A 24604-nucleotide genomic window follows, 5' to 3' on the forward strand; every position below is an offset into this window, starting at 1 on the left:
TCGTCAACAATCGACTTTGTGCAATAACCACATGCTGTGGCCTAAAATCGCCCCCCTAAAGATATGCATTGAAAGGTAGTGCTCCTGCCATGGGAGCGCAAGAATGAGACGCAGCAGATTCATAGAAGAGCAGAGTCTTGGGGGAGCAGGCCCATGCGCAGATGGTTGTATCAGGTGCTATTGCTTGTTTTCCCATTCAGGTTCCTCCCTGGTTTCGGGCAAAATATCCTGCTCGAACAGGCCGAATTTTTTCATTTTTCTCCAAAGCGTAGCGCGCCCAATGCCCAACCGGAGCGCAGTTTCTTTCCTGTTTCCGCCGCATTGCCGCAACATGTCGCGCAGGGCGCGTGCTTCCAGAGCATAAAGGCTGGCGGCAGAGGAGTTCTGTTGGCTGACAACTGGGGCAACGTCGTTTGGGCATGTCTGTTCGTATGGGTGACAGCTGCGCAGGGAATCGGCCATGATGTCTTCAGAAAGCACACCATGCGGGGCAATGACCATGGCCCGCTCCAGAACATTGGCCAGTTGCCGTACATTGCCCGGCCAGGGGATGGTTTCCAGAAGCGCCATTCCCCGTGGATCTATCGGTGGCATGGGCTTGTGCTGTTCTTTGGATTTTCTGTGCAGTATGAACCGCGCCAGCAGGCCAATATCCCCCAAGCGCTCCACCAGCGGGGGGAGCTCCAGAATGAGCACCGCCAGTCTGTAGTACAGGTCTTCCCTGAACCTTCCCGCCTGAACTTCTTTCGCCAGATTGCGGTTGGTGGCGGCGATAATGCGCACGTCCACCGGCGTTACCTTGTTGTCGCCCACGCGCGAGACCTCTTTTTCCTGTAGGACTCGCAACAGGCGACATTGCAGGGGCAAAGGCATTTCGCTTATTTCATCCAGAAAAATGGTGCCGCAGTGGGCCATTTCAAAAAGACCCATTTTGCCGCTTTCGCTGGCGCCAATGAACGCCCCCCGCACATAGCCGAACAGCTCGCTTTCAAGCAGGTTTTCTGGCAGAGCGGCGCAGTTTACGGCCACAAAGGGACTGTCTGCCCTGGCACTGGCATTATGGATAGACTGCGCAAATAGCTCCTTGCCTGTTCCTGTTTTGCCGTAAATGAGAACTGTGCTTTCGGACTGCGCATAGGTAAAGGCCCGTTTTTTCGCTTTTTCCAGTGATTCCGATTTTCCCACCACATCGGCAAAGGTGCTTTTGGCCACATGCCCAGAATCACGTACCCGTTTGCGCACCCGCTGTTCCAGAGACTGGATGCGCCGTACTTCCTGCAACGTAAGCACCGCGCCCCGGCTGTGCCCGTTCACGTGGATGGGCACACTGGTAACAGCCAGAGAATTGCCGCCTATCAGGCATACTTCGGAGGCTTGTTCGTTTTCAGGCGTCTGGATGCAGGATTCCCAGGGCATGCCCAAAACCTCGCGCACGTCGCGCCCCACCACATCCTGCCGCCGCAGGCCAAGCAGCTCAAGGCCGATGCGGTTTATCTCAGAAATATGCCCCGAGGCATCAATGCCGATAATGCCATCGTTGATGGAGTTGAGCAGGGCATTGATTGTGCCGAGGCGCAGGTCTTTTTCCTTCTGGAGCGAAACAATGCGCTTGCCCTCTTCAATGGCGTCCTGAATGACGCGCGGATCCATGTCGATATGTACGCCCTGCGCGCCAAGAGCCCGTGCGGCGTTTACCACGGGCGAGCCGCCCACAAAGGCCTTTACGCCTCTGGCAATGAGCTGCCGCAGTCTTTCCGATATATCGGCAAGATCCGTCAGGGTTTCCACAATCACCGGTTTTTCAAAAAAATCCTTTAGGGCAAGAGCGTTGTAGGTGAAGGATTCAAATCCCACCACCGCGATTTTATCCGCAAGGCCAAAAGCGCGGTTGACTGCGCGCAGCATGTCCACGCTCGTATACCTAAGCTCCAGCACATGCGTTTTGAGGGCTTCTTTAAGCAGGGCAGCCGTGCCGCCGTTGCTGACTACAACCATGGCCTGTCCCTGGTCGATATGGCTTTGGGCAAGGCGCACTGCATCTTCCAGCGCTGCTTCATAAACAAGAAAGCTCTCACCGATGCGGCTGAAAATGTTGCTGATAGTGTTGGTAATCGGTTCGCTTGGGGTGATGAACAGAATGTCTTCCCTGCGGATATGAACCATGGACGTCTCCATCTGCAAATTGTTTCCTTTTGATACATGGTATATCAAGTGAAACATAAATGAAACAGATAGATGCAACATCATCATTCTGAGCCCGCCGGTATTCTGGGGCTGGCCGAAGGCCAAACAATATTTATTTATTGTAATATACTGTAAAATATTAATTTTTTAATTTATTTGTGCTGCCCTGCAACCACTGGACTCTACTGGCATGTCTCTTGCTTTTTGGCGCAAGAATGCATTCGCCATGTTTCATAGGGAGGACACCATGAGAGTTCATGTCATAGAACCCATAGACGAAAGCGCCATGCGCAAACTGCGTGCCGAAGCGGAAGTAGTGGCGTGGGATGATCCGGAAAAAAACGACCTTTCCCGAGCGGATGCGGTCATTGTGCGCGCCGCGTCCGTCACGCGCGAACAGATTCTCGCTGCACCGGGGCTGAAGGTTATCGGCAAGCACGGCGTTGGCGTGAACGCCATTGATCTGGTCACAGCCAAGGAGCGGGGCATACCTGTTGTGTATACCCCGCTGAGCAACGTAAATTCAGTAGCCGAACTGGTTTTTGGCTTTATTCTCGCCACTGCGCGCAAGCTGCGCGACAATATGGAGCACATACGCCGAGGGGCAGAGCGCATAGCCCCCGCAACTCTTACAGGCCTTGAGATTTCCGGGAAGTCGCTTGGCCTTGTAGGCTTCGGCAACATAGGTTCACGCGTGGCGCAGATTGCCGTGAACGGGTTCGGCATGGAGGTTCATGTCTACGACCCCTATATGAAAGCGGCCACAGCGAAAGAGCGCGGCGTGCACTTGCATGAAACTCTTGAAAGCATGCTGCGCGAGGCAGACTACATCAGCGTGAGCGTACCACTTACCGAAACGACCAGAGGGCTCATAGGCTCCGCGCAGTTTGCCTGCTGCAAGCCCACGGCTGTTATCGTCAGCACCGCGCGCGGCGGGGTTATTGACGAATCTGCCCTCTATGAGGCCTTGGTGCGCAAGACTATTTACGGCGCTGCCAGCGACGTATTTGTGCAGGAACCCCCCACCATGGAAAATCCTCTGCTGCAATTGCCCAACTTTATCGGCACCATGCATATAGGCGGCAGTACGCACGAATCGCTTGTGCGCGTTGGCAATACGGTTGTGGACGATGTGCTTGCCGTGTTGCACGGTGAAAAACCGCTCTATCCCTATGCGGTATAGCCTTTTGTTTTAGCCTGTTACCGAAAAGGATTCCGCTATGACTCAGACGGATACAACCTCGCCGGTTGAACAACAAAAATTGCGCGAAGCAAAAAAGGCCACTGCGGCTGCCGCATTCGGTACTTTTTTGGAATATTACGATTTTTCAGTATACGGCTACTGCGCCGCCCGCATATCCAAGGAATTTTTCCCCAGCGACAACCCCACGGTTTCATTGCTGTCCACCTTGGCCGTATTTGGTCTGGCCTTTATCGTCCGGCCTTTGGGCGGCCTGTTTTTCGGGCACATTGGTGACCGCTACGGGCGAAAGTTTTCGCTTGTGGCTACGGTGGTGCTTATCGGTGTGGCCTGTACGGCCATCGGCTGCTTGCCCACCTACGATCAGATAGGCATTGCTGCGCCTATCATGCTGATTCTTTGCCGCATATTGCAAGGATTTTCCGCCGGGGGCGAGATAGGCAGCGCGGCTTCGTACATTCGTGAATGGGCGCCCGCAGAACGCCGCTCCCTGTATCTTTCCTTTGTGCCCAGCGTGGCCAATTTGGGCAAGGCCGGGGCCGCTGGCCTTACCGGGCTGGCCGCCTATCTGTTTGTTGGCGAAAGCGCCAGCTGGGCCTGGCGCGTACCCTTCTTAGTGGCCATGCCCCTCATGCTCGGTTGCCTCTGGATGCGTCTCAAAATCGAGGATACTCCTGACTTCACCAACATGAAGAACGAGGGCAAGCTTTCTGAGGCCCCCATTAAGGAGCTGATAGGTCAGTATCCTGCTTCACTGTGCAAGCTGTTCATGTACTCTCTGGTTCAGAACGTGGGCACGTATTGCGGTACCGTGTATGTCGCCATCTATATGCGCACAGTGCTGAAAATGCCTGCCACCGAAGTTGGTTTTATCGTGCTGATAGCCGTGACCTGCGCGGCTCTCTTCATACCTGTGTTCGGCCTCATCACAGACCGCGTAGGCCCTGTTAAAACGCTGGTGGCCTGCTACGTCTGCTATATTGTGCTGAGCTATCCCTGCTACGCAATAATGGGCAGGGGCTTTGGCATGGCCATATTCGCACTGGTTACCACCATGATCCCTTATGCCCTGTGCCAGGCTGGGTCATATTCCATGTACCCGGAGCTGTTGCCGCCCCGCGTGCGCAGCACAGGGGTTTCCTTCGGGCATAGCATGGGGGCTGTTTTGGGCGGGGCCACCACTCCGTTTCTGGCCACGTGGCTCATCTCCAAGTTCAACGACATCATGATTCCAGCCTACATCCTCATTTTTGTGGGTGCGCTGGGCCTGGTTAACCTGCTGACTCTCAAGAAGGCCGACCCCGCTGAAGGGCGTCGGTTCCGCTAATGGCCTTTCTTTAAACAACTGTGCTCTGGAGAAATATATGGAACTTTTTGATTGCACCCTTCGTGACGGCGGCAATGTGCTTGGCAACGGGTTTCCGGCTGATCTGACGGAACTTATGCTGAAAGGGCTTGTTGATTGCGGCATACGGTATATCGAATACGGCAATGCCAATGGCATTGCCGCGGGCGACGAGCAGGGCAAGGTCGCCCCGCTGACCGATGCCCAATACATGGCCCTGGCCAAGCCGCTGGTGGACAAGGCTCGTTTGGGTATGTTCATTCTTGCTGGCAACGCTACGGAAGCTCGTGTGGCGGCGGCCGCAGAGGCTGGCCTGAGTTTTTTGCGCGTAGGGGCCAATGCTGGTGATGCCGACAAGGCGCGTCAGGCCGTTGAACTGGTAAAAAAGCACAGGCTCGAGGCCTGCTATTCATTGATGAAGGCCTATGTGCTCAGCCCCGATGCCCTGGCCGACGAGGCCGCGCGATTGCAGGATATGGGCGTGGATATGGTGACCATTATGGATTCCGCAGGAACCATGATGCCGGATGAAGTCTGCAGCTATGTAAAGAAAATGGTACGGCGGGTGAGTATTCCCGTAGGCTTTCACGGGCATAACAACCTGGGTATGTCCGTGCCCAACGCAGTTGCAGCTTTCAGGGAAGGTGCCGCCATAATCGACTGTGGTTTGATGGGTATGGCCCGCAGCGCGGGTAATTTGGCCACGGAGATTGCGGTAGCCGTTTTCGACCGGCTCGGGGTTCGCACGGCTGATCTGAACGTTCTTTTGCGGTTTATTGATGAAAAGCTTGCGCCCGCCATGGAAAAGCACAGTTACAGGGGGCCTGTAGTGCCCCTTGATCTGGTGTTTGGCCTTGCTGGGTGTCATTCTTCCAATACTGCGGCATTGCGTGAAGCTTCAAAGGAGTATGGCGTGGATATCTTCCGCCTTACCATGGCCGTTTCTGCTGAAAACCGCAAAAACCCTTCCAAGGATCTCATAAAACAGCACGCATCCAAGCTTGCTGCTGCGCGTTGCCTGTAGGGCTTGCGTCCGTCCGTGCACGGCGGTTCCTGGCGTGATCCCTTTTTTGATGTGCGCAACCAATTATATTATGTAGTAAAAAGCGGGGGCCGCGCCGTTAATAGCGTGGCCCCCGCGGGTGGGAACATACTCAGCGGTGTTGTAGGGTGCAAGGGATCACCTTAATGATCTCATCCAGATTTTCAAGCGCCTTGCGGCTTTCAATCTGAACAAGCAGGCACAGGTTTTCTCCGCCTGCGCCATGTCATTGGGTACGCGGCTCCACGTGAAGCCCGTGCAATGCTGGCTCCAACGCCGCGCACTCCATGAGGGGATACCGCTGGGCGTTCACCATGCGGCGGGCCTCGTCCGCAGTATCGCCATGGGGATCAGAACTGTCTGCGCGCCAATATCCAGCATCTGCCCCAGCAGCGCTAGAAGCGTCTACGCAGTGTTTGGCGCATGTCTCCGTCAATCAACAGCCAATCGTAATCGCGCGTGGCCGCCATTTCCGCTGGAATCCTGAAAGCGGAAGTATAACCCATGGGCATCTCTGCGGTCTCGCGCCGCAAATGCTTGTTGCCAAGGTAGGGTTCAGGTATACACAGCCTGACTGTCTTACTTGCATAGTACCCCTAGGATCTTTACGGGGGAAAGCGCAAAACCCATTTTGGTATTGCGGCGCAGTCTGCTTATGGCCGCTACCTTGGAGCAAAAAATGAAAACGCGTGTAGAACACGATTTTCTTGGCGAAATGAAAATCCCTGCCAATGCCTATTATGGTGTGCAAACCATGCGGGCCGTGCAGAACTTTAGCATTTCTGGCCGCACAATTTCTCAATGCCCTTCGCTGATAAGGGCTTTGGCTTACGTAAAAAAGGCCGCGGCCCTTGCCAATGCGGAACTGGGCGCATTGCCTGCAAACATAAGCAAGGCCATCTGCGCCGCGTGCGATGAACTGCTGGCGGGCAAGCTGTATGACCAGTTTCCGGTGGATACCATTCAGGGTGGGGCTGGTACCTCTACCAACATGAACGCCAATGAGGTGATTGCCAATCGCGCCCTGGAAATCATGGGACATGAAAAGGGCGATTACCAGTATTGCCACCCCAACAACCACGTCAACTGTTCCCAGTCCACCAACGATGCCTATCCAACAGCCTTCAGGCTGGCTCTGTATGCCGAGCTGACCAACCTTATGGAGCACATGCGGTATATTCAGGGCTGCTTTGCGCGCAAAGGCGTGGAATTTGCCGATGTGGTAAAGATGGGCCGCACCCAGTTGCAGGACGCAGTGCCCATGACGCTGGGCCAGGAATTTTCGGCTTACGCAACAACCATCGGCGAAGACATTCTGCGCGTTGAAAAAAATCGTAAACTGCTTCTTGAAATCAACCTTGGGGCCACTGCCATCGGCACCGGCATTAACGCGCCTTCAGATTATTCGCGTATTGTATGCAATCATCTCAGTAACCTTATCGGGCTCAATGTGGTGACGTCAGACAACTTGATTGAAGCCACATGGGACACAGGCAGCTATGTGCAGATTTCGGGAGTGCTCAAGCGTTTTGCCGTCAAACTTTCAAAAATCTGCAATGATCTCCGCCTGCTGTCTTCCGGCCCGCGCACGGGCATTAACGAGATAAACCTGCCGCGCCGGCAGCCGGGTTCATCCATCATGCCCGGCAAGGTCAATCCCGTCATTCCCGAGGTGATCAACCAAATATGCTTTGACGTCATTGGCAAGGACATGACTGTAACCATGGCCGCAGAGGCGGGGCAGCTTGAACTGAATGTCATGGAGCCGATAATTGCCCACACGCTTTTTTTGGCGGTGGAACGTCTGGGCATCGGATGCAGAACGCTTGGGGAAAAATGTGTGGAAGGCATTACCGCCAACAGGGAACGCTGCCTGGAACTCGTAATCAATTCCATCGGTATCGTGACCAATCTTGTGCCAGTTATCGGTTACGAAAAATCGGCGGCAATAGCCAAAGAAGCCTTGGATACCAACAAATCCGTTTCTGAAGTGGCGCTTGCGCATGGCGTGATGACTGCGGAACAACTTGAGAAACTGCTTTCGCCCGAAAGCATGACACGCCCAAGCCGCGCGCACCTGTAAAACACGACCTTGCGGTACCGCTGCGGAGCAATCTGCCACTTCAGACAATAAAAAGCCGCTCAGGCCTGCGCGTTACCGCGCTGCACCTAGGCGGAATATTTTACGTTGAAGAATGAATCAGACAGCGGAAACATCTTCGGTTTGCTTGGCTGCGCCCGTAGGATCTGTTTTTTTATTTAACCTTGCGGAATCAATGTTCCCGGTAACTTTTTGGAATGAAGGCGGGGGGCTTTGCATCCAACTGGGGCAACTGCTGATATCAGAGATATTCATTCCACCGAACATGCTGCGCCATTTGCAAAAAGTCGCCTCAGAAGACCATTCTGACGGCCGTTGGGGGAATGTCTGGTTTTTTTGTGGGGGGGCAAAAGGCCGGAAAGGCGAAGCTTCCGGCTCTACCTCAAAGACGGGGCATAGAGTCCCAAGAGGGAAGAGGCAAGTCAGAATCGCTTGAACAGGACAGAAGTCTGAAAAGAAGAAAGCCCGCTAAGCTGTCAGCTTAACGGGCTTCTTTGAACTCTCTCTGAGTTCAAATGGTGCCGAGGGCGGGACTCGAACCCGCACGAGAATCCTCACTACCCCCTCAAGATAGCGTGTCTACCAGTTCCACCACCTCGGCGCGAGAAGATGTACTACTGCAAACTGAAACACTTGGCAAGCTTTTTTTTCAAAAATTTATCAAGACTTGCGCTTGAAGGTTGATACAGGTAGATTTTTTCGTTCATGAGAGGTGAGTATGGACGAGATAGTTCAAAAGTTTTTGCGCGGCACAGGGCCTGTGCTGTGCGTGGATATAGGCAGCGGCACGCAGGATGCCCTTTTGGCCCGCCCCGGCCTTGAGTGCGAGAACTGGCCGCGCTTTGTTTTGCCAGCCCCGGCACGGCTGGTGGCCCAGCGCATCCGTGAGCTGACCCTGCTCAAACGCAATATCTGGCTTTACGGCGCCAACATGGGCGGCGGCTTTACTCAGGCCATCAAGGAACACCTCGCAGCGGGCCTTTCTGTCAGCGCAACCGCAGCGGCCACGCGCGGTATTCATGATAATGAAGAAGTCGTGCGCAAAATCGGCGTGGAAGTGCGTTCCAATTGCCCCGAGGGCAGTGTGCCGGTTTTTCTCACCGATTATTCGCCGGAATTCTGGGGGGGCTTGTTGCGCCATGCCGGGCTGCCCCTACCGCATCTGGTGCTGACCGCTGCGCAGGATCACGGCTTTCATACCCACGGCAACCGCCAGGCTCGCATGCGCGCGTGGACGGAACTGCTGGGCGCATCTTCTGATCCCCGGCGCTGGATATACGAAACGCCGCCGCCATCGTTGACGCGCCTTGTGCCCCTGCACGATAAAACAGGCGGCCCTGTTGCGGACACCGGGGCCAGTGCGCTGCTCGGCGCATTGTGCGACAAGGAAGTGATGGATCGCAGCTATCGGCAGGGCATCACGGTCATCAACGTGGGCAACGGGCATACCGTGGCCGCACTGGTGTACAAGGGGCAGGTGCGCGGAATTTACGAGCATCACACTGGCATGCGCACTCTCGAGCAACTGCTGGGTGATCTTGAACAGTTCCGCAAGCACTGGCTGCCCACAGAAGAGGTGCAGGCCTCCGGCGGGCACGGCACGGCTTTTGGCCCGTATTGTGAAGAAGCCGGCGGCTATGAGCCAACCTACATCACCGGGCCAAAGCGCGCGCTGCTGCAAGGGCAGGGGCGTTTTTTGGCCCCGCACGGCGATATGATGATCGCCGGATGTTTCGGCCTAATCTGGGGATGGTCGCACACCCGGGCCGGGGAGTAGCTTTTTTTCCCGCCACGGCGGGTGGATACGCATTACAAGCTGGCGCGCCTCGGGGCGTTGCGGCATGAAGCTGAGGAGGCGGCATGGAATTCTTTGATGAGGCGGAGTGTTGGAGCAGGGATCAGATTGAGCAGACCCAGCTTTCGAGGCTGAGAAGCACAGTGGCCCAGACGCGCAAGTGCGATTTTTACCGTCAGCGCCTGGACGAAGCGGGCGTTGGCCCGGATTCCATCCGCAGTCTGGATGACCTGAGGCGCATCCCCTTTACCACCAAGCAGGATCTGCGTTCCCAGTACCCTACGGGGCTTTTGTGCGTGCCGCAGTCCGAGATCGTGCGCATGCACTGCTCCAGCGGTACCACCGGTTCGCCCGTGGCCATCTGCCACACGCAGAACGACATCAATTCCTGGGCCGACCTTATGGCGCGCAGCATCCACATGGTTGGCGTGCGCCGGGACGATGTTTTTCAGAACATGTCCGGCTACGGGCTGTTCACGGGCGGCCTTGGCATCCATTTTGGCGCGGAGCGCCTGGGCTGCATGACCATCCCCGCCGGGGCTGGCAACTCGCGCCGCCAGATCAAGCTTGCCAAGGATTTCCGCACTACGGTGGCCCACATTCTGCCCTCATACGCCCTCATTCTGGGTGAGCACCTGCGCAACATGGGCGAAGACCCGCGCCAGTTCCCCCTGCGTATCGCCCTTGTGGGCGCGGAGCCGTATACCGAGGAATTCCGCCGCCGCATCGAAGATCTTTTTGACATGAAGGCCTACAACTCCTACGGATTGTCTGAAATGAACGGCCCCGGCGTGGGCTTTGAGTGCCTGCATCAGGCGGGAATGCACCTGTGGGAAGACGCCTATATCCCTGAAATCGTCGATCCCGAAACTGGCGAGCCCATGCCCGAGGGCGAAGTGGGCGAACTTGTCATGACCTGCCTGTGCCGCCAGGGCATGCCCATCCTGCGTTACCGCACCCGCGACCTTACACGCTTTTTGCCGGGCGAATGCGCCTGTGGCCGCAAACACCGCCGCATAGACCGCATCCTTGGCCGCGCGGACGACATGTTCATCATCAAGGGCGTCAATATCTACCCCATGCAGATTGAGCAGGTCATCATGACCTTTGCCGAAGTGGGCCAGAGCTACCTGATCCTGCTTGAAAACGATGGTCTTGGCGATGTCATGCGTGTGCAGATCGAAATCCGCGACGAGCATTTTGTCGAAGACATGCGCGTGCTGCAAAACCTGCAAAAAGCCATTGCCTCGCGCCTGCGTGATGAAATCCTCATCACGCCCAGGGTCGAGCTTGTGGAGAGCAACAGCCTGCCGCGTACCGAGGGCAAGGCCGTGCGCTTGCAGGATATGCGCAACAAAAACTAACAGCGACCGGAGAGCTGCATGGATTTTCTGCCTTTTCCCCTGGCTTCATTGCTGGCCGGGGCATTCATAACGCTGCTGTGCTTTGTGCTGCTGCTCAACATTTTTGGGCTGCCCGCCAACTGGGTGCTGCTGGGGCTTGTGGCGTTGTGGAAGGTGGTGCATCCCGGCGCGACCTCCATGGATGTCTGGTTCTGGATCATGATGGTGGGCATGGCCCTTGTGGGCGAAGCCCTGGAAATGGGCATGCAGATACTCAAGGCCAAACGCTATGGCTCCAGTTCTTCCGGCACGTTTGCGGGGATGATTGGGGCCATAGCGGGGGCCATTCTGCTTGCGCCGCTCTTTTTTGGGCTTGGGGCGCTTATCGGCGCGCTGGCTGGGGCGTGGACAGGCTGTTTTGTTGTGGAGCACCTCAAGGGGCGCTCCCTGCGCGAGGCTCTGGACGCGGCCTTTGGCGCCATGATGGGCCGATTTCTCGGCACCGTGTGCAAGTGCGGCGCAGGCGGGGCCATGCTGGCTCTGGCTGCCGGGCGTATCTGGCCCAAGCTGCCGCCCCAGATGCCCCCGGCTTTTTCTCCCGAAGCTCCCACGCAGGTCTTGCTGACGCTGCTGCGGGGCCTGTGCTGAGGTTATGATGCTGCTGCAAGGTCTTGAAGTTGTATTGGTCAAAACGCGCTTTCCTGAAAATATAGGCATGGCTGCCCGCGCCTGCGTCAACATGGGCTGCCCCACCTTGCGCCTTGTTGACCCGGAACGGTGGGACAGGGAAAAGGCGCGCCCTCTGGCAACGCCCAAGGGGCAGGATATTCTGGATGCCGTTGAAGTGCATGAAGACGTGGCGCAGGCCGTGGCTCAAAGCGCACTGGTATTTGGCACCACCGCGCGCGTGGGCGGCTGGCGTCAGGCTCTGCTCTCGCCGGAACAGGCCGCGCGCGAGGCCGCTGCCGTTATTGCAAGGGGCGAGAGGGTTTCCTTTGTTTTTGGCCCGGAAGATCGCGGCCTCAACAATGACGAAATTACGCACTGCCACCGTTTGGTGACTATTCCTACGGATCCGGCTGCCAGCTCCCTCAACCTTGCCCAGGCAGTGCTGCTGCTGAGCTACGCATGCGCCAACGCCGTTCGTGCCCTGCGTCATGGCGAAAAGCCCTCGGGCGAGCCGCGCGGCGGCAAGGCTGCCACTGCTGCGGAACAGGAAAGGCTTATGGAATCACTGAAGGATATGCTGCTGCGTCTTGATTATCTGCATGGCGACAATCCTGATTACTTCCTCATGCCCTGGCGGCGTCTTTTTAGCCGGGCTGGACTGTTGCGGCACGAGTATGATGCCCTGATGGGCCTGTGCCGTCAGGTACGCCACAAGCTGCCAGACTGATTTTTTCTATGCAGGCTTTTCAAAAGCCCGTTCTTGCTCCCCATGTATGGCATAATGCTGTGAGGACGCAGGAACGGGTTTATTTTATTGAGCGCAATGCTGACCTGCAACTTTTTCTATTTTTTTTCGGCAATGGACAGCGTCCGCTGACGACATTAAAAATCGGGTTGATTGAAAAAAAATTCACAATCTTTGGAGCGGAGTTTGTTCGTTAAGAGACTAGATTTATGTGTGAATTTTTTTCTACGTAACAAGCAAACAAGTTGTGCCCATTGACCAAGCTTGTGTATCTGGTAATATAACCCTATGTTTTGTGTTATCTGTTTTATGTAGTAGAAATCGTTTTTTCGTAATTAACTTGACCTGCGGCCTATTAATTTTTTTAACCATGCCGTTAAGGAGATTGAAGATCACTTATCTCTAATGAAGCTGGCCGTAAGCCCCGTGCAGAGTTTTGCACGCAGAGGGTGAGCGTTGGCGGCTGGTCTGCACCGGCCACATGGCGTTATGATACGGTAAATTTTTTGTGGTGGACGTTTCTGGCAAGGAGAATGGCATGCGTTGGACTATTGCGCACACATATGTCGGATCGCTATTCGGCGCGCTGATTACATGCTGTGGCGTTGTGCTTTTTGTCTCAATCTACTTCATGAAAGTTCCGATCGAAGACGAACTGAACAAGGGCATCGTAAGGATGCAGCAGGTCATCAGTTCTGCCAATGAAACCACAGCTCAAAAGTTTTTGCAAAGCGCTGATCTTATTGCTGAAGATGATGACTTTGCCAAGGCTGTCGCTGAAAAAAACACTGATGCGGCGGTCAAGCTTGGCTCAGTCCTGATGAAAAAGGCCGGGTCGGATTTTATGACCATCACCGATGAGAAGGGGATAGTCATAGGCCGTGGGCATTCCAAAAAGCACGGCGACAGCGTTACCAATCAGGAAACCGTGGTTATTGCCCTCACGGGCAAGCCCGCCGTTGCCGTGGTGGCTGGCACGGAGGTGCCGTTCACCATCCGGGCCAGCTTTCCTGTAATGCACGATGGCAAGCTTGTGGGCAGCGTATCTATTGGCACTTCGCTTGTTACGCCCGCCTATCTTGACTGGCTCAAAAAGCTTTCTGGCGTCAACGTCACCATTTTTAAGGGTGATATGCGCGTAATGACAACCATCATGCAGGATGGAAAACGCGCAATCGGCACCAAGCTGCAATCGCCTGAAATTCTCAAGGCTGTGCTTGAGCGTGGGGAGACGGTTTACTCCCATAATAATATTCTTGGTATTGACTATAATTCTGCCTACTGGCCGGTTAAAGATGCCAACGGCAAAATCGTGGGTATGTGGTTTGTGGGCATGCCCATTGATGAATTGCAGCGTCTGGAACGCGTGGCCATAAGCAATTCCATATGGATTGGCGTTGGCCTGCTGGTCTTCCAGCTGATTATTTCGTTTGTTCTCGGCCTCAAGATCAGTGCCCCCATACGCAAAATAACCGCCTATGCGCAGGCTGTGGCCGATGGCAACAACGAAGCGCAGCTTGACGTATACAGCCGCGACGACATGGGCCAACTGGCAGATTCCTTGCGCACGATGGAAGATAATCTGCGCAAGTTGGTGCACGAAGCCAGCGAAAAGGCCGAAGAAGCCCATAAGATGGGCGAAGAAGCCAAGCTCGCCATGGAAGAGGCCCGTGTGGCCCAGGCACAGGCGGAGCAGGCCAAGCGCGAGGGCATGATCAGCGCTGCCGCCCAGATAGAAGAGGTCGTGGGGCAGCTGAACGCCTCCATCAGTGATATTTCAGAGCAGGTGGAAAACACCAGCGGTGCCCTTGACCATGCCGCAAGCCGATTGGCGGAAACCGCAACCGCCATGGAAGAAATGAATTCCACGGTGCTTGAAGTCGCCAAGAATGCCGGCGGGGCGTCTGATATCTCCAACGCAGCCAAGCGCAAGGCAGAGGTCGGTTCCGAGATTGTGTCCAGGGCCGTGGTCGGTATTCAGGAAGTGCAGCGGCAATCGCAAGCCCTCAGGGACGGCATGACCCAGCTGGACGACCACGCCAAGGCCATCAGCCAGATCATGGGCGTCATTTCAGATATCGCGGATCAAACCAACCTGCTGGCCCTGAATGCGGCCATTGAAGCCGCTCGTGCGGGCGAGGCTGGGCGCGGGTTTGCCGTGGTTGCTGACGAAGTGCGCAAACTAGCGGAAAAGACCATGTCTTCCACAACTGATGTGGGCAACGCCATTGCGGCCATTCAACAAAGCGCCGGACAGAGCATTCAGCAGGTGGAAAAGGCCGTTGGCAACATTTCTGAAGCCACGGAGTATTCCAACAAGTCTGGCGAAGCCCTGAAAGAAATCGTTGGCATGGTGGATCAGACAGCCGATGAAGTGCGGGCCATTGCCGCCGCAAGCGAGCAGCAGTCTGCCACCAGCGAAGAAATCAACAGGTCTGTCGCTGATGTTAACCACATTGCGGCCAGCACTTCGCAATCCATGCAGGTCGCCATGAAGGAACTGGAATCCCTGCGCGCCCTGGCGCGCAGCCTCATGGATCTTATAGAACATATGAAGAAGGCTTAAGCCCCAGCGGCTTATCCGCCATAACGCATAAAGGCTCTGTTCCTCCGGGAACAGAGCCTTTGCTCTTTGTGGTCTGTGCTCTCCGCTCTGTTCGGCTGTCAGGCACGGGGGGGGCGTATTGTCGCCTCCTTCTGGTTCCCGTCAGATATTCCCGTTAATTTGCTCTCGCCTTGGTCTATTTGCGCAGAATTGTTTTCAATGTTTCAGCCTCTGGCCCGCTGGAATTTTTAAGAAACTGTTCAAGGCGGGTCTGCACGGCTGGATGGCGTGGAGCGAGGTCGTACAATGAGGCCGCCGCAGCGGCGCTGCCGGAAAATGTGTCGTCATTGCGCAGCCCTTCTGAATTCAGTTTGGCGTAGTGCAGGGCCGCGCGGATAATGACATCAAGAAATTCATTGCTGCCAGAGGCCATAAAGGCCGCCCAATACATCTGCAATACGGATTTCTCCGAGTAAATGTTCCAGTTGACCAGCGGGGCGGGGCTGTGCCGAATTTGCTGGAGCAGCAGCTTCTCCTCCGGTTGCAGCAGGGTGGCAAGCAGCTCTTCTTCATCAGACAATTGCGCAAGGTGGGCCATCCAGGCCAGAGTGCGCCGTCCATCGCGGCTCAGACCGGGCTGCGGCGGCAACAGGCGTTGCCGGGCAGACGGATCATCGCGCAGCACCTGCGCCAGAAAGGTTGCCAGCATGATCTGTTTGAGGCTGTCTTTCAGCACCCCTTGCCCGTCAAACGTGCGCAAAATGCCTGGCAGCGTCTCGGTGCGGCGGTGCTGATAATAATACTCCAGATCATTGGCATAAAAGGATAATCCTTTGGATATGGCAAGAGCGCCGCAGGGGCGCGGCCATGCAGCGGGCAACAGGCAGGCAAGGGTTGCCGCTATAATCAGAAAAACCGCAAAGCGGGCAGGGGGAGTAGAAATTTTCATATAGGTGGTGGGGGTTAATCAAAGTCGGCAAGCAGGGCATCCAGCCCCAGCATATTGGGTGAACTTTCGCGCAGGCGGTTCAGCAGGCGCACGCGGGCTTCCAGCAGGTGGGGGGAGGACACGCCGTTACGGATGGAACTGTGCGCCTCCAGAAAAGCCGCCAGATTGTCGCAAACCTTAACAAGCTGGCCGTCCTTGGGATCCAGATCGTCCCGGTTGCATGCGGCAAGAGCCTGAAAGCCCTCAACTGCGCGAACTGTGCCGTTTTCACGTACGCATTCCTGAAATTCGGAACCGACAGCCGCGCCAAGATAGTATTCAATGCGTTCCACCAGCGAGGTGAAGCCCTCCGCACGCAAGGGGCCATATACGCGGCGTTCCAGCTCTTTATCCTCGTATTCCTTGATGATTTTTGGCAGGTCTGAAATGGATTGCTTGACCGGCGAGATGATGTCGCGTGTGAGCACTTCCGGCAGGTCGTGGAACAATCCGCAGAAAAAGTTGTTGTTGGCGCGCGCCGGGCAGGCATTGACCGCAAGGCTGAAACAGTAGGCGTAGCTGGCAACAATAAACATATGGCCGAGAACTGATGTGGCCGGAATGCGCGGGGCCTGCGTCCACCGCACCTGAAAGCGCAATTGCCCGCACAGGTTGGCAAGGCGCGAGAGGGCAGTACCCTGGCTGCGCATGGAGGTAAGGCCACGCAAGTCCGTGAATGTATCCAGCCGATCGGGAAACGACTGGCCGATGTCGCCCATTTCATCATCAAAAGGGGCGTTAAGCGGCTCTATGAGCCTAAACTCCCATTGCGAGGCAAAGAGGTGGGCAGCAGTAAGAATGCGGCGCGCAAGAGTGTCGTCATCCGGGCTGGTATGCCATTGGCGCATGCGTTCCCAAAAGGGGCCAAGAGGCGCAAGCGAAGGCTCAAGCCTGTCGAGCACGTGTTCGGTCAACAGGCGGAACTGCTCGGGGTTTTCCTTGATTCTGTAGTAGATAGGAGGCTTGATGTCGGTGATGATGAGCCGGTAGAAATAATCAAACAGCCCGCCCTCAATGATCTCTGTTGCAAGCGCGGTGCGCTCCGGGTCAGTCATGTTGCGGGAGTTTTCGTGCCAGAGCACGCAGGCCAGGAGCATTTTGTGGGCCTGCTTGTCAATTTCAAGCAGTTCCACTGGCCGCAGCTTGTCATTCCAGCGTAACAGATACGCGCCGGAAAAAATAAGCTGTAGAAGATTCTTGCGAATTACAGGCATGAAAAGCCCCCCCCAAAAAAAATGGCTACGCAAAAAACCGTTTGCACTATAGGGCGGAGTGGAGTAAAGCTCAAGAGCTTCAACGCTGTTGCCGGGAAAAAGCCGCATATGCCAAGGGCATGTGGGGTGCATCCCGATTGAGATGAGCAGTTGCGTATACAACTCGCGAATCCTGGTGACGCGGTGTATCGCCAAAGTGGTCATTTTTTCGCCCCTGATGAAGGCGATCGCTTGACAGCTATTGGCGTTTATAGTATTGAGGCTGCCTTTACTGCGATATTGTCGTCATCCCGTTCGACGGCACATCGCGCAATGGATCTTTTTGCTGCCGTTATGGCCGCTGATATTTGCAGATGTGAGGAGTCACTCCGATGAAGACGTTCAGCCCCACCCCCAAAGACATCAACCGTGAATGGTTCGTGGTTGACGCTCAGGATCAGGTGCTCGGTCGTCTGGCCAGCCAGATAGCCCACCGCCTGCGCGGCAAACATAAGCCCGAATTCGCTCCCCATATGGATAACGGTGACTTTATCGTGGTTGTTAACTGCGAAAAGATTAAAGTTACCGGTAAGAAGATGACTGACAAAAAGTACTACCGGCACTCTGGCTGGGTGGGCGGCCTCAAAACCACCCAACTCGGCGACATGCTGGCCGACAAGCCCGCCCGCGTGCTGACCACTGCGGTGCGAGGCATGCTGCCCAAGAATCGTCTGGGGCGCGCCATGCTGAAGAAACTGAAGATTTACGCCGGGACCGAACATCCGCATACGGCCCAGAATCCCCAGCCGCTGACGCTGCCGCATTAAGGAGTAAAGAGCCATGAGCGAGAAATTTGAATACGGCACTGGCCGCCGCAAGACCGCTACGGCCCGTACCCGCGTCTACGCCGGTTCCGGCGGCATCACGGTAAACGGCCGCAACTTTGAGGATTATTTTCCTCGCAAGACCCTGCAGATGATTATCCGTCAGCCCCTGGTTCTTGCCAAGCTGTCCGACAAGTTTGACATCCGCGTGAACGTTGCCGGTGGCGGCGTTACCGGTCAGGCCGAAGCCGTGCGCCACGGTATTTCCCGTGCGCTGCTTCTGATTGATCCGGCCCTGCGCCCCATGCTCAAGAAAGCTGGCTTCCTTACCCGCGATGCCCGCAAAAAAGAACGTAAAAAGTACGGCCTGCGCGCTGCCCGCGCCCGGTACCAGTACTCCAAGCGTTAATATGCCTTTATGGAAGCCCTCTTTATGGGAGGGCTTCCTTTTTGCCTTTGAGCGGGTCGCATGTCGGCCCGCTTTTTTTTGGCGGAGTTCCCGAGCAGTTTTGTAGGAATGCTCGGGCCGCTCCCGCTCCAATCCCGGCGACTCTGCGGAGTGCCGCATCTGTGGTGGTCTTATGGAAAACGACAATACTTCAAATTTTTCTTCCGCATCTGATGTGTTGCCGATGCTGGATTATGCCTACACCCATGAGCAGACGCAGGCCACTACCGGCTATTTTTCCTGTGTTCCGCCAGAAAATCTGGATTTTGACCGCGCGCTGGAACGGCTTGAGGCCGCGCCAATGGACGATTTTCTGCATCTGCATCTGCTAAAGCTTCTCGCGGACAAGGCGCAGGATGAGCTGAACCTTCTGGCCGCCAGTTGTTATGACGCTGCCAGCAACAAGTTTACCCGGCCAGTGCTGGCGGCCCTGCTGGCTGAGTGCGCCTTGCTCGGCGCGGAATCGCCAGAAAAGGGCCACGGCTTTTGCGCGTCCTTTCCGCCTGATGCCGCGGAGCGGCTGGCAGCTTACAGCCCCGCCGTGTATCTGCGGGCTGCAACCCTGCCTGACCACGCCATTGCCGCCGCCTGGAGCGCCCTGTTCCGCGCCAATATCTGCGAGCATCATTCCCTGCCGCGACCGGACGAGGCTGGCATAGCACCCCTGTTCAGCGGGGAATTGCTCGATGCCACAGCCCGGCGCATGGCGGAGCATGCCGATGCACTGGCCCGGCAGCACGAAAAATTCAAGGCCGAAGCCTGGAAACCCTGGCAGCGGCCTCCGGCGCAGGAAACATACCTGCGCGCCGTGGACTCGCTGATGGAAAACGGTGTCGTGGATGGCCCTGAACTGCGCCATGAGGCATCGCTTTCACCCATTGCGCTACTGCGCGGCTGGCAGGTGGATATTGCCGTAACCAACGGTTCGGTGCGCCATACATTGCGGGGCAAGGCCACAGCCTACGGGCGCGGCCTGTCCCTGGCAGCGGCCCGCGCATCCTACGCCATGGAAATTGTGGAACGCGCCAGCACCTATGTGAGCGTTGGGCCGGGGGGGGGCACTGCCGCCCATGCTGGAACTATCCTTGGCCGCAAAACAGAACTGCCCCTGACGCTTGCGCGTTTTTCCGAACTGGCGGAGCAGGGCAGAGCGGCGCTCGACCCCAATCTGCTGCCTCTGGAAGCTCCCTATACTGATGCCCCCCTGCACTGGCTCCCGGCCTCGGACGCATCTGGCGCGACAGTCCTTGTGCCTGCGCAGGCGGTGTTTCTGTTCTGCAATCTGGACGAGCAGGCTCTGTTTATTGCTGGTGGCTCCACCGGTCTTGCATCTGGAAATATTATGGATGAAGCTGTGGTTGCCGCCCTTACGGAAATCGCCGAGCGCGACGCCGAGGCCACAACTCCTTACAGTCGCACGCGCTGCTTTATGCTGCGCAGCCGCGATCAGCTCATTCAGTCGCTGCTTGACGACTACGCTGCCTGCGGCATCCGCGTGCAGTTTCAGGATTTGACCACGGAACTTGGGCTGCCTGTGTACCAGTGCTTTGTCACCGGGCGTGACGGTACTGTCGCGCGGGCCACAGGAGCCAATCTTTGCGGCGCGCGGGCTGCCTTGGCTGCGCTCACCGAAACCCCGTGGCCTTATTCAACGGCGCAAACCAAGCCGCCATGCCCTTCAGCTTCAGGACTAGCGGGACTGCCCGTTCGTGTGTTAGAAGATCTGCCGGATTACAGCCTGCCCTCCCCCCGCGCCAACCGCCGTTTGTTAGAGTCGGTGCTGTCGGCGCACGGCAGAAGTCCTCTCTATGTGGATCTGACCCGCAAGGATTTTGATATCCCCGTGGTCAGGGCCATTGTTCCCGGTCTTGCCCTCACGGCAGAGTGGGACAGGTTCTCAAGGCCGGACGCGCGCCTTTTTGCGCGTTATGCCGCGTGTTGTCTATGAGTTGCCGTAAGTACGGCTAATTACAATTGCAGCCCGGCGGTAACTCGGGTATAGTCGGGAGCGACCGGCCCATAAGTGAACAGGCCGCTCTGAACGCACAACCTTTGGAGGGTTAGGATGAAACTGGGTAAATTTCTTGCCGCGCTGGCTGGTCTGGCGCTGACCTTCGGCGTTGCCGGCCAGGCGCTTGCCGCTGATGCCGGTCCCATCAAAATCGGCGTGTACCTTCCCCTGACCGGGCAGAATGCCTTTGGCGGCCAGCTCGAACTTGAGGGCGTGCGTCTCGCCCATAAGGAAATGCCCAAGGTTCTTGACCGCCCAGTTGAACTGGTGGTGGTTGACAACAAGTCTGACAAGGTCGAATCGGCCAACGCCGTGAAGCGCCTTGTGGAACGCGACAAGGTCGTGGCCCTTATCGGTACCTATGGTTCCTCGCTGGCCATGGCTGGCGCCGAAGTGGCTGAAAAGGCCGCTGTTCCCGGCGTGGGCACCTCCTGCACCAACCCCCTTGTGACCCAGGGCAAGAAGTACTACTTCCGCGCCTGCTTTATTGATCCCTATCAGGGCGCTGCCGCCGCCACCTATGCCTATGAAACCCTCGGCTTCCGCAAGGCCGCCGTGCTCATGGACATGACCAGCGACTACGCCGTGGGCCTCTCCAGCTTCTTTACCCGCGATTTCAAAAAGCTCGGCGGCGAAGTCGTTGCTACTCTCAAGTACAGCTCCGGCGATCAGGACTTCACCGCCCAGCTGACCGAACTCATTGCCAAAAAGCCTGACATCGTCTTCATGCCCGCCTACTTTGCCGAAGGCGCCATCATCATGAAGCAGGCCCGCGAACTGGGCGCCAAGTTCCGCCTCATGGGCGCGGACGCCATGGATAACCCCGACACCCTCAAGCTGGGCGGCAAGGCTGCGGAAGGCTTCCTGCACACCACCTTCCCCTACGACCCCGCCATGCCCAACATGAGCCCCGAAGCCAAGCGCTTCACCGAAGCGTGGAAGGCCGCCTATCCTGACAAGGAAACCAACGTTAACGGCGCTCTTGGCTACAACACCTATTTCCTGATCCTTGACGCCATCAAGCGCGCCAACTCTTCTGATCCCAAGGCCATTGCCAAGGCTCTGGCAGAAACCAAGGATCTGCCCACCGCTCTGGGCCTGCTGACCATCAACAAGACCCATGACGCAGAAATGCCCGTGGGCATCATTGAATACAAAGATGGCAAGCGCGTTTACGTGGGCGAAGTTACACCCAAATAAGTAAACAACAGATCAACCCCGCGGCGACATTCGCCGCGGGGTGCTTTTTTCATTTTTTTGCCGCTGTTCGAGCGGAAGGGCCTATTGTGGCCTTTTGTCCGTTGCGAGGCGCTGAGGTGGCCCATGAGCCTTGATATGTTTTTGCAGCACTGCTTTAACGCCCTGACCCTTGGGTCGCTGTATGCGCTGATCGCCATCGGCTACACCATGGTTTACGGCATCCTGCGCCTGATCAACTTTGCCCACGGCGATATTCTGATGATCGGCGCATACTTTGTATTTTTCGGCACGTTCGCCTTTGGCTGGCCCTGGGGTGTAGCCGCTGTTGTCGCCGTTCTTGGCGCCAGCGTGCTCGGCATCCTTGTAGAAAGGATAGCCTACAGACCCTTGCGCGACGCCCCGCGTATTTCGGCGCTTATCAGCGCCATTGCCGTATCGTTTTTTATTGAAAGCCTTGCCGTGGTGGTCTTTACAGGCCAGCCCCGCCCCGTGTTGCAGCCAGAATGGCTGGTTTCTGAATGGCAGCTTGGCGGCATACGCATCCTGCCGCTTACGGCCTTTGTGCCGATCATGACCATCGTGCTAGTGGCCGTGCTTTTGTATGTGGTGTACCGCACAAAACCCGGCCTCGCCATGCGCGCCATTTCAAAAGATATTGAAACTACGCGCCTTCTGGGTGTGCGGGTGGACAACATCATTGCCCTCACGTTTGGTATCGGCTCTGCACTGGCGGCGGCCTCGGGCATCATGTGGGCCTTGCGCTACCCGCAGGTGCACCCCTACATGGGCATCATGCCTGGCCTCAAGGCCTTTATTGCCGCAGTGTTCGGCGGCATCGGCTCCATTCAGGGCGCTGTTATCGGCGGTGTTGCCCTTGGCTTTGTTGAAATCATGACCGTGGCCTTCATGCCTGAGCTTTCGGGGTACCGCGACGCCTTCGCCTTTGTGCTGCTGGTGTTCGTGCTGCTGTTCAAGCCCACAGGGCTGCTGGGCGAGCGAATGGAGGAGAAAATCTAATGCGCCTGAACAGAAGCACCATCCTGAGCATTATGGTCATGCTGCTGTTTGGCCTTGTGCTCTCCCAGGCAGAAAGTTTTCTCGGCGACTATCAGATCTATATCGCCAAGCTCATTTTCATCAACGCCATTCTGGCGCTTTCGCTCAACCTGATCTACGGGTTTACCGGGCTCTTCTCTCTGGGGCATGCCGGATTTATCGCCATCGGCGCGTATGTTTCGGCCCTGTGCATCCTGAGCCCCGAGCAGAAAGAAATGATGTGGATTCTTGAACCCATCATCTGGCCTTTCTCCGACCTGTTTACCCCTTTCTGGGTTTCCGCGCTGGCTGGCGGGCTGGTGGCCACCATCTTTGCCTTTATCATCGCCGTGCCCGTGCTGCGGCTTGGCGATGACTACCTTGGCATTGCCACTCTCGGCTTTGCGGAAATCATCCGCGTCATGATCGTCAACGCTACGTCCATCACCAACGGTTCGCTGGGCATCAAGGGCATTCCAGGGCATGCCAGCCTGCTTTCGTGCTACATCTGGATGCTCTTTACGCTCATAGTGCTTTCGCGGCTCATATTCAGCAATTTCGGAAACGTGATGCGCTGTATACGTGATAACGAAATCGCCGCCAGGGTCATGGGCATCAACGTGTTCCGCTACAAGGTGCTTTCGTTCTGCGTGGGGGCGTTTTTTGCCGGTGTGGGCGGTGCGCTGCTTGGCTCCCACCTCTCCACCATTGACCCAAAGATGTTCAACTTTTTGCTGACCTTCAACGTGCTCATGTTCGTTGTGGCTGGCGGTCTTGGCTCGCTGACGGGCAGTCTGCTCGGCGCCACGGTCATCACCATCCTGCTTGAATGGCTGCGCGCCATTGAAGAACCCATGGATCTGGGCTTTATTGAAATCCCCGGTATCCCCGGCATGCGTATGGTGGTGTTTTCGCTGGTGCTGCTGGCCATTATTCTTTATCGGCGCGAGGGCATCATGGGAACCCGTGAGCTGACCTGGAAATCAATGGGCGCGTTCTTCAGGAGGGGCAAGGCATGAGCGGTTTTAATCTGCCCAAGGCCCCCAGTTACGAGGGCGCACTGCTGCTGGCCAAGGACGTAACCATGCGTTTTGGCGGCGTGACCGCCGTGAGCGATCTTTCCATCGCTCTGCCCAAGGGTGCCATCGCGGGTATTATCGGCCCCAACGGCGCGGGCAAAACTACCGCATTCAATGTTCTGAGCGGTTTTTATACCCCGCAGGAAGGCGATGTGATTTTTGACGGCAAGAGCGTGAAGGGGCATGGCCCCTCGGAAATTTGCCGATTGGGCATGGCCCGCACCTTTCAGAACATTCGATTGTCGCAACAGATGACCGTGCTTGAAAATATCATGGTCGGCTGTCATGTGCGCCGCCGTTGCCCCTGGTGGATGGCCCCTCTGGGGATTCCCGCTTTTTATAAGGAAGAAGCGGCCATTGTGGAAAAAAGCAGGCAGCTTGCCGATCGGGTAAACCTGAGCGGCAACCTCAACGATCAGGCGGGCAGCCTGCCGTACGGCGCGCAGCGCAGGCTTGAGATTGCCCGCGCTCTGGCCACAGAGCCCAAACTGTTGCTGCTTGATGAACCCGCAGCGGGCATGAATCCGCAGGAAAGTCTGGATCTCATGCATTTTATCGGCCATATCCGTGACGAATTCGACCTCACCATTCTGCTGATCGAGCATGACATGAAGGTCGTCATGGGCGTGTGTCAGTACATCTGGGTCATGGAATACGGGGCCTTGATCGCCGAGGGCGAGCCGGAATCCATACGCAACAACCCCGTGGTTATCCGCGCCTATCTGGGTGAGGACGCTACGCTGGAAAAAGTCAGTTAGCCGTGGCCCGGGCGGCGGAGCCTTGCCCGCCTGCCCGTTGCGGCTTGCAAAGGCGCTGTTTGCCGCTCCTGAGCAGAGCAAACGGCCATACGCAGCAG

20 protein-coding genes and 1 tRNA gene are annotated in these 24604 nt (G+C 56.5%); 17 read left to right on the forward strand and 4 right to left on the reverse strand.

What is annotated here, in order from left to right:
- Positions 1–177 precede the first annotated feature (177 nt).
- On the reverse strand, positions 178–2163 hold the full coding sequence (locus G449_RS16420) for a sigma-54-dependent Fis family transcriptional regulator (protein ID WP_022658641.1): 1986 nt from the start codon (positions 2161–2163) through the stop codon (positions 178–180).
- A 268-nt stretch (positions 2164–2431) separates the two neighbouring features.
- On the opposite strand from G449_RS16420, the gene G449_RS0107240 reads away from it, so the two are divergent.
- The 4 genes from G449_RS0107240 (at position 2432) to aspA (ending at position 7855) form a co-directional block, all read left to right on the forward strand.
- Positions 2432–3367 (forward strand): hydroxyacid dehydrogenase, encoded by a 936-nt coding sequence (locus G449_RS0107240; RefSeq protein WP_027180787.1) that lies wholly within the window; start codon positions 2432–2434, stop codon positions 3365–3367.
- Positions 3368–3404: 37 nt separating this feature from the next.
- The gene (locus G449_RS0107245; RefSeq protein ID WP_022658642.1) at positions 3405–4712 is read left to right on the forward strand and encodes an MFS transporter; all 1308 of its coding nucleotides are present in this window, start codon (positions 3405–3407) and stop codon (positions 4710–4712) included.
- Between the two features lie 37 nt (positions 4713–4749).
- Positions 4750–5754, forward strand: coding sequence for a beta/alpha barrel domain-containing protein (locus tag G449_RS0107250; RefSeq protein WP_022658643.1), 1005 nt, complete (start codon positions 4750–4752; stop codon positions 5752–5754).
- 697 nt (positions 5755–6451) lie between these two features.
- Entirely contained in the window at positions 6452–7855 is a 1404-nt protein-coding gene (aspA, locus tag G449_RS0107255) for an aspartate ammonia-lyase (RefSeq protein WP_027180788.1), read from the forward strand.
- A 534-nt stretch (positions 7856–8389) separates the two neighbouring features.
- Here aspA and G449_RS0107260 read toward each other — a convergent pair.
- Positions 8390–8474: transfer RNA gene (locus G449_RS0107260), tRNA-Leu, on the reverse strand.
- Between the two features lie 117 nt (positions 8475–8591).
- Between G449_RS0107260 and G449_RS0107265 the strand changes: the two genes are divergently transcribed.
- From G449_RS0107265 to G449_RS0107290, 6 genes are all read left to right on the forward strand, one after another.
- Positions 8592–9650: a DUF1786 domain-containing protein gene (locus tag G449_RS0107265; protein ID WP_022658645.1), complete on the forward strand. Its 1059-nt coding sequence runs from the start codon at positions 8592–8594 to the stop codon at positions 9648–9650.
- A gap of 83 nt (positions 9651–9733) precedes the next feature.
- A complete protein-coding gene (locus G449_RS0107270) occupies positions 9734–11032 on the forward strand; it encodes a phenylacetate--CoA ligase family protein (RefSeq protein ID WP_022658646.1) in 1299 nt (432 codons plus the stop codon).
- 18 nt (positions 11033–11050) lie between these two features.
- Positions 11051–11659, forward strand: coding sequence for a DUF456 domain-containing protein (locus G449_RS0107275; RefSeq protein ID WP_022658647.1), 609 nt, complete (start codon positions 11051–11053; stop codon positions 11657–11659).
- Between the two features lie 7 nt (positions 11660–11666).
- Complete coding sequence (locus tag G449_RS0107280) at positions 11667–12407, forward strand: RNA methyltransferase (protein WP_022658648.1); 741 nt, start codon at positions 11667–11669, stop codon at positions 12405–12407.
- Between the two features lie 8 nt (positions 12408–12415).
- The gene (locus tag G449_RS0107285) at positions 12416–12622 is read left to right on the forward strand and encodes a hypothetical protein (RefSeq protein ID WP_022658649.1); all 207 of its coding nucleotides are present in this window, start codon (positions 12416–12418) and stop codon (positions 12620–12622) included.
- 341 nt (positions 12623–12963) lie between these two features.
- On the forward strand, positions 12964–14991 hold the full coding sequence (locus G449_RS0107290; protein ID WP_022658650.1) for a methyl-accepting chemotaxis protein: 2028 nt from the start codon (positions 12964–12966) through the stop codon (positions 14989–14991).
- 175 nt (positions 14992–15166) lie between these two features.
- Here G449_RS0107290 and G449_RS0107295 read toward each other — a convergent pair whose 3' ends face one another.
- Both G449_RS0107295 and G449_RS0107300 read right to left on the reverse strand, forming a co-directional pair.
- The gene (locus G449_RS0107295) at positions 15167–15919 is read right to left on the reverse strand and encodes a hypothetical protein (protein ID WP_022658651.1); all 753 of its coding nucleotides are present in this window, start codon (positions 15917–15919) and stop codon (positions 15167–15169) included.
- 14 nt (positions 15920–15933) lie between these two features.
- Positions 15934–17172, reverse strand: coding sequence for an HD domain-containing protein (locus tag G449_RS0107300; RefSeq protein WP_027180790.1), 1239 nt, complete (start codon positions 17170–17172; stop codon positions 15934–15936).
- Between the two features lie 371 nt (positions 17173–17543).
- On the opposite strand from G449_RS0107300, the gene rplM reads away from it, so the two are divergent.
- The 7 genes from rplM to G449_RS0107335 all read left to right on the forward strand — a co-directional run bounded on the left by rplM (position 17544) and on the right by G449_RS0107335 (position 24506).
- On the forward strand, positions 17544–17978 hold the full coding sequence (gene rplM / locus G449_RS0107305) for a 50S ribosomal protein L13 (RefSeq protein ID WP_022658653.1): 435 nt from the start codon (positions 17544–17546) through the stop codon (positions 17976–17978).
- A gap of 13 nt (positions 17979–17991) precedes the next feature.
- Complete coding sequence (rpsI, locus tag G449_RS0107310) at positions 17992–18384, forward strand: 30S ribosomal protein S9 (protein WP_022658654.1); 393 nt, start codon at positions 17992–17994, stop codon at positions 18382–18384.
- Between the two features lie 172 nt (positions 18385–18556).
- The gene (locus G449_RS0107315; protein ID WP_022658655.1) at positions 18557–20371 is read left to right on the forward strand and encodes a YcaO-like family protein; all 1815 of its coding nucleotides are present in this window, start codon (positions 18557–18559) and stop codon (positions 20369–20371) included.
- A 117-nt stretch (positions 20372–20488) separates the two neighbouring features.
- Entirely contained in the window at positions 20489–21634 is a 1146-nt protein-coding gene (locus G449_RS0107320; protein ID WP_022658656.1) for an ABC transporter substrate-binding protein, read from the forward strand.
- Between the two features lie 123 nt (positions 21635–21757).
- Entirely contained in the window at positions 21758–22651 is an 894-nt protein-coding gene (locus G449_RS0107325; RefSeq protein WP_022658657.1) for a branched-chain amino acid ABC transporter permease, read from the forward strand.
- Positions 22651–23688: a branched-chain amino acid ABC transporter permease gene (locus tag G449_RS0107330; RefSeq protein WP_022658658.1), complete on the forward strand. Its 1038-nt coding sequence runs from the start codon at positions 22651–22653 to the stop codon at positions 23686–23688. Before G449_RS0107325 ends, G449_RS0107330 begins: the two co-directional genes overlap by 1 nt.
- Positions 23685–24506, forward strand: coding sequence for an ABC transporter ATP-binding protein (locus G449_RS0107335; RefSeq protein ID WP_022658659.1), 822 nt, complete (start codon positions 23685–23687; stop codon positions 24504–24506). The genes G449_RS0107330 and G449_RS0107335 overlap by 4 nt, the downstream gene beginning before the upstream one ends.
- The last annotated feature ends 98 nt before the right edge of the window (positions 24507–24604 follow it).

Origin of the sequence: Desulfovibrio desulfuricans DSM 642 (genome assembly GCF_000420465.1) — a bacterium.
GTDB lineage: Bacteria > Desulfobacterota > Desulfovibrionia > Desulfovibrionales > Desulfovibrionaceae > Desulfovibrio > Desulfovibrio desulfuricans.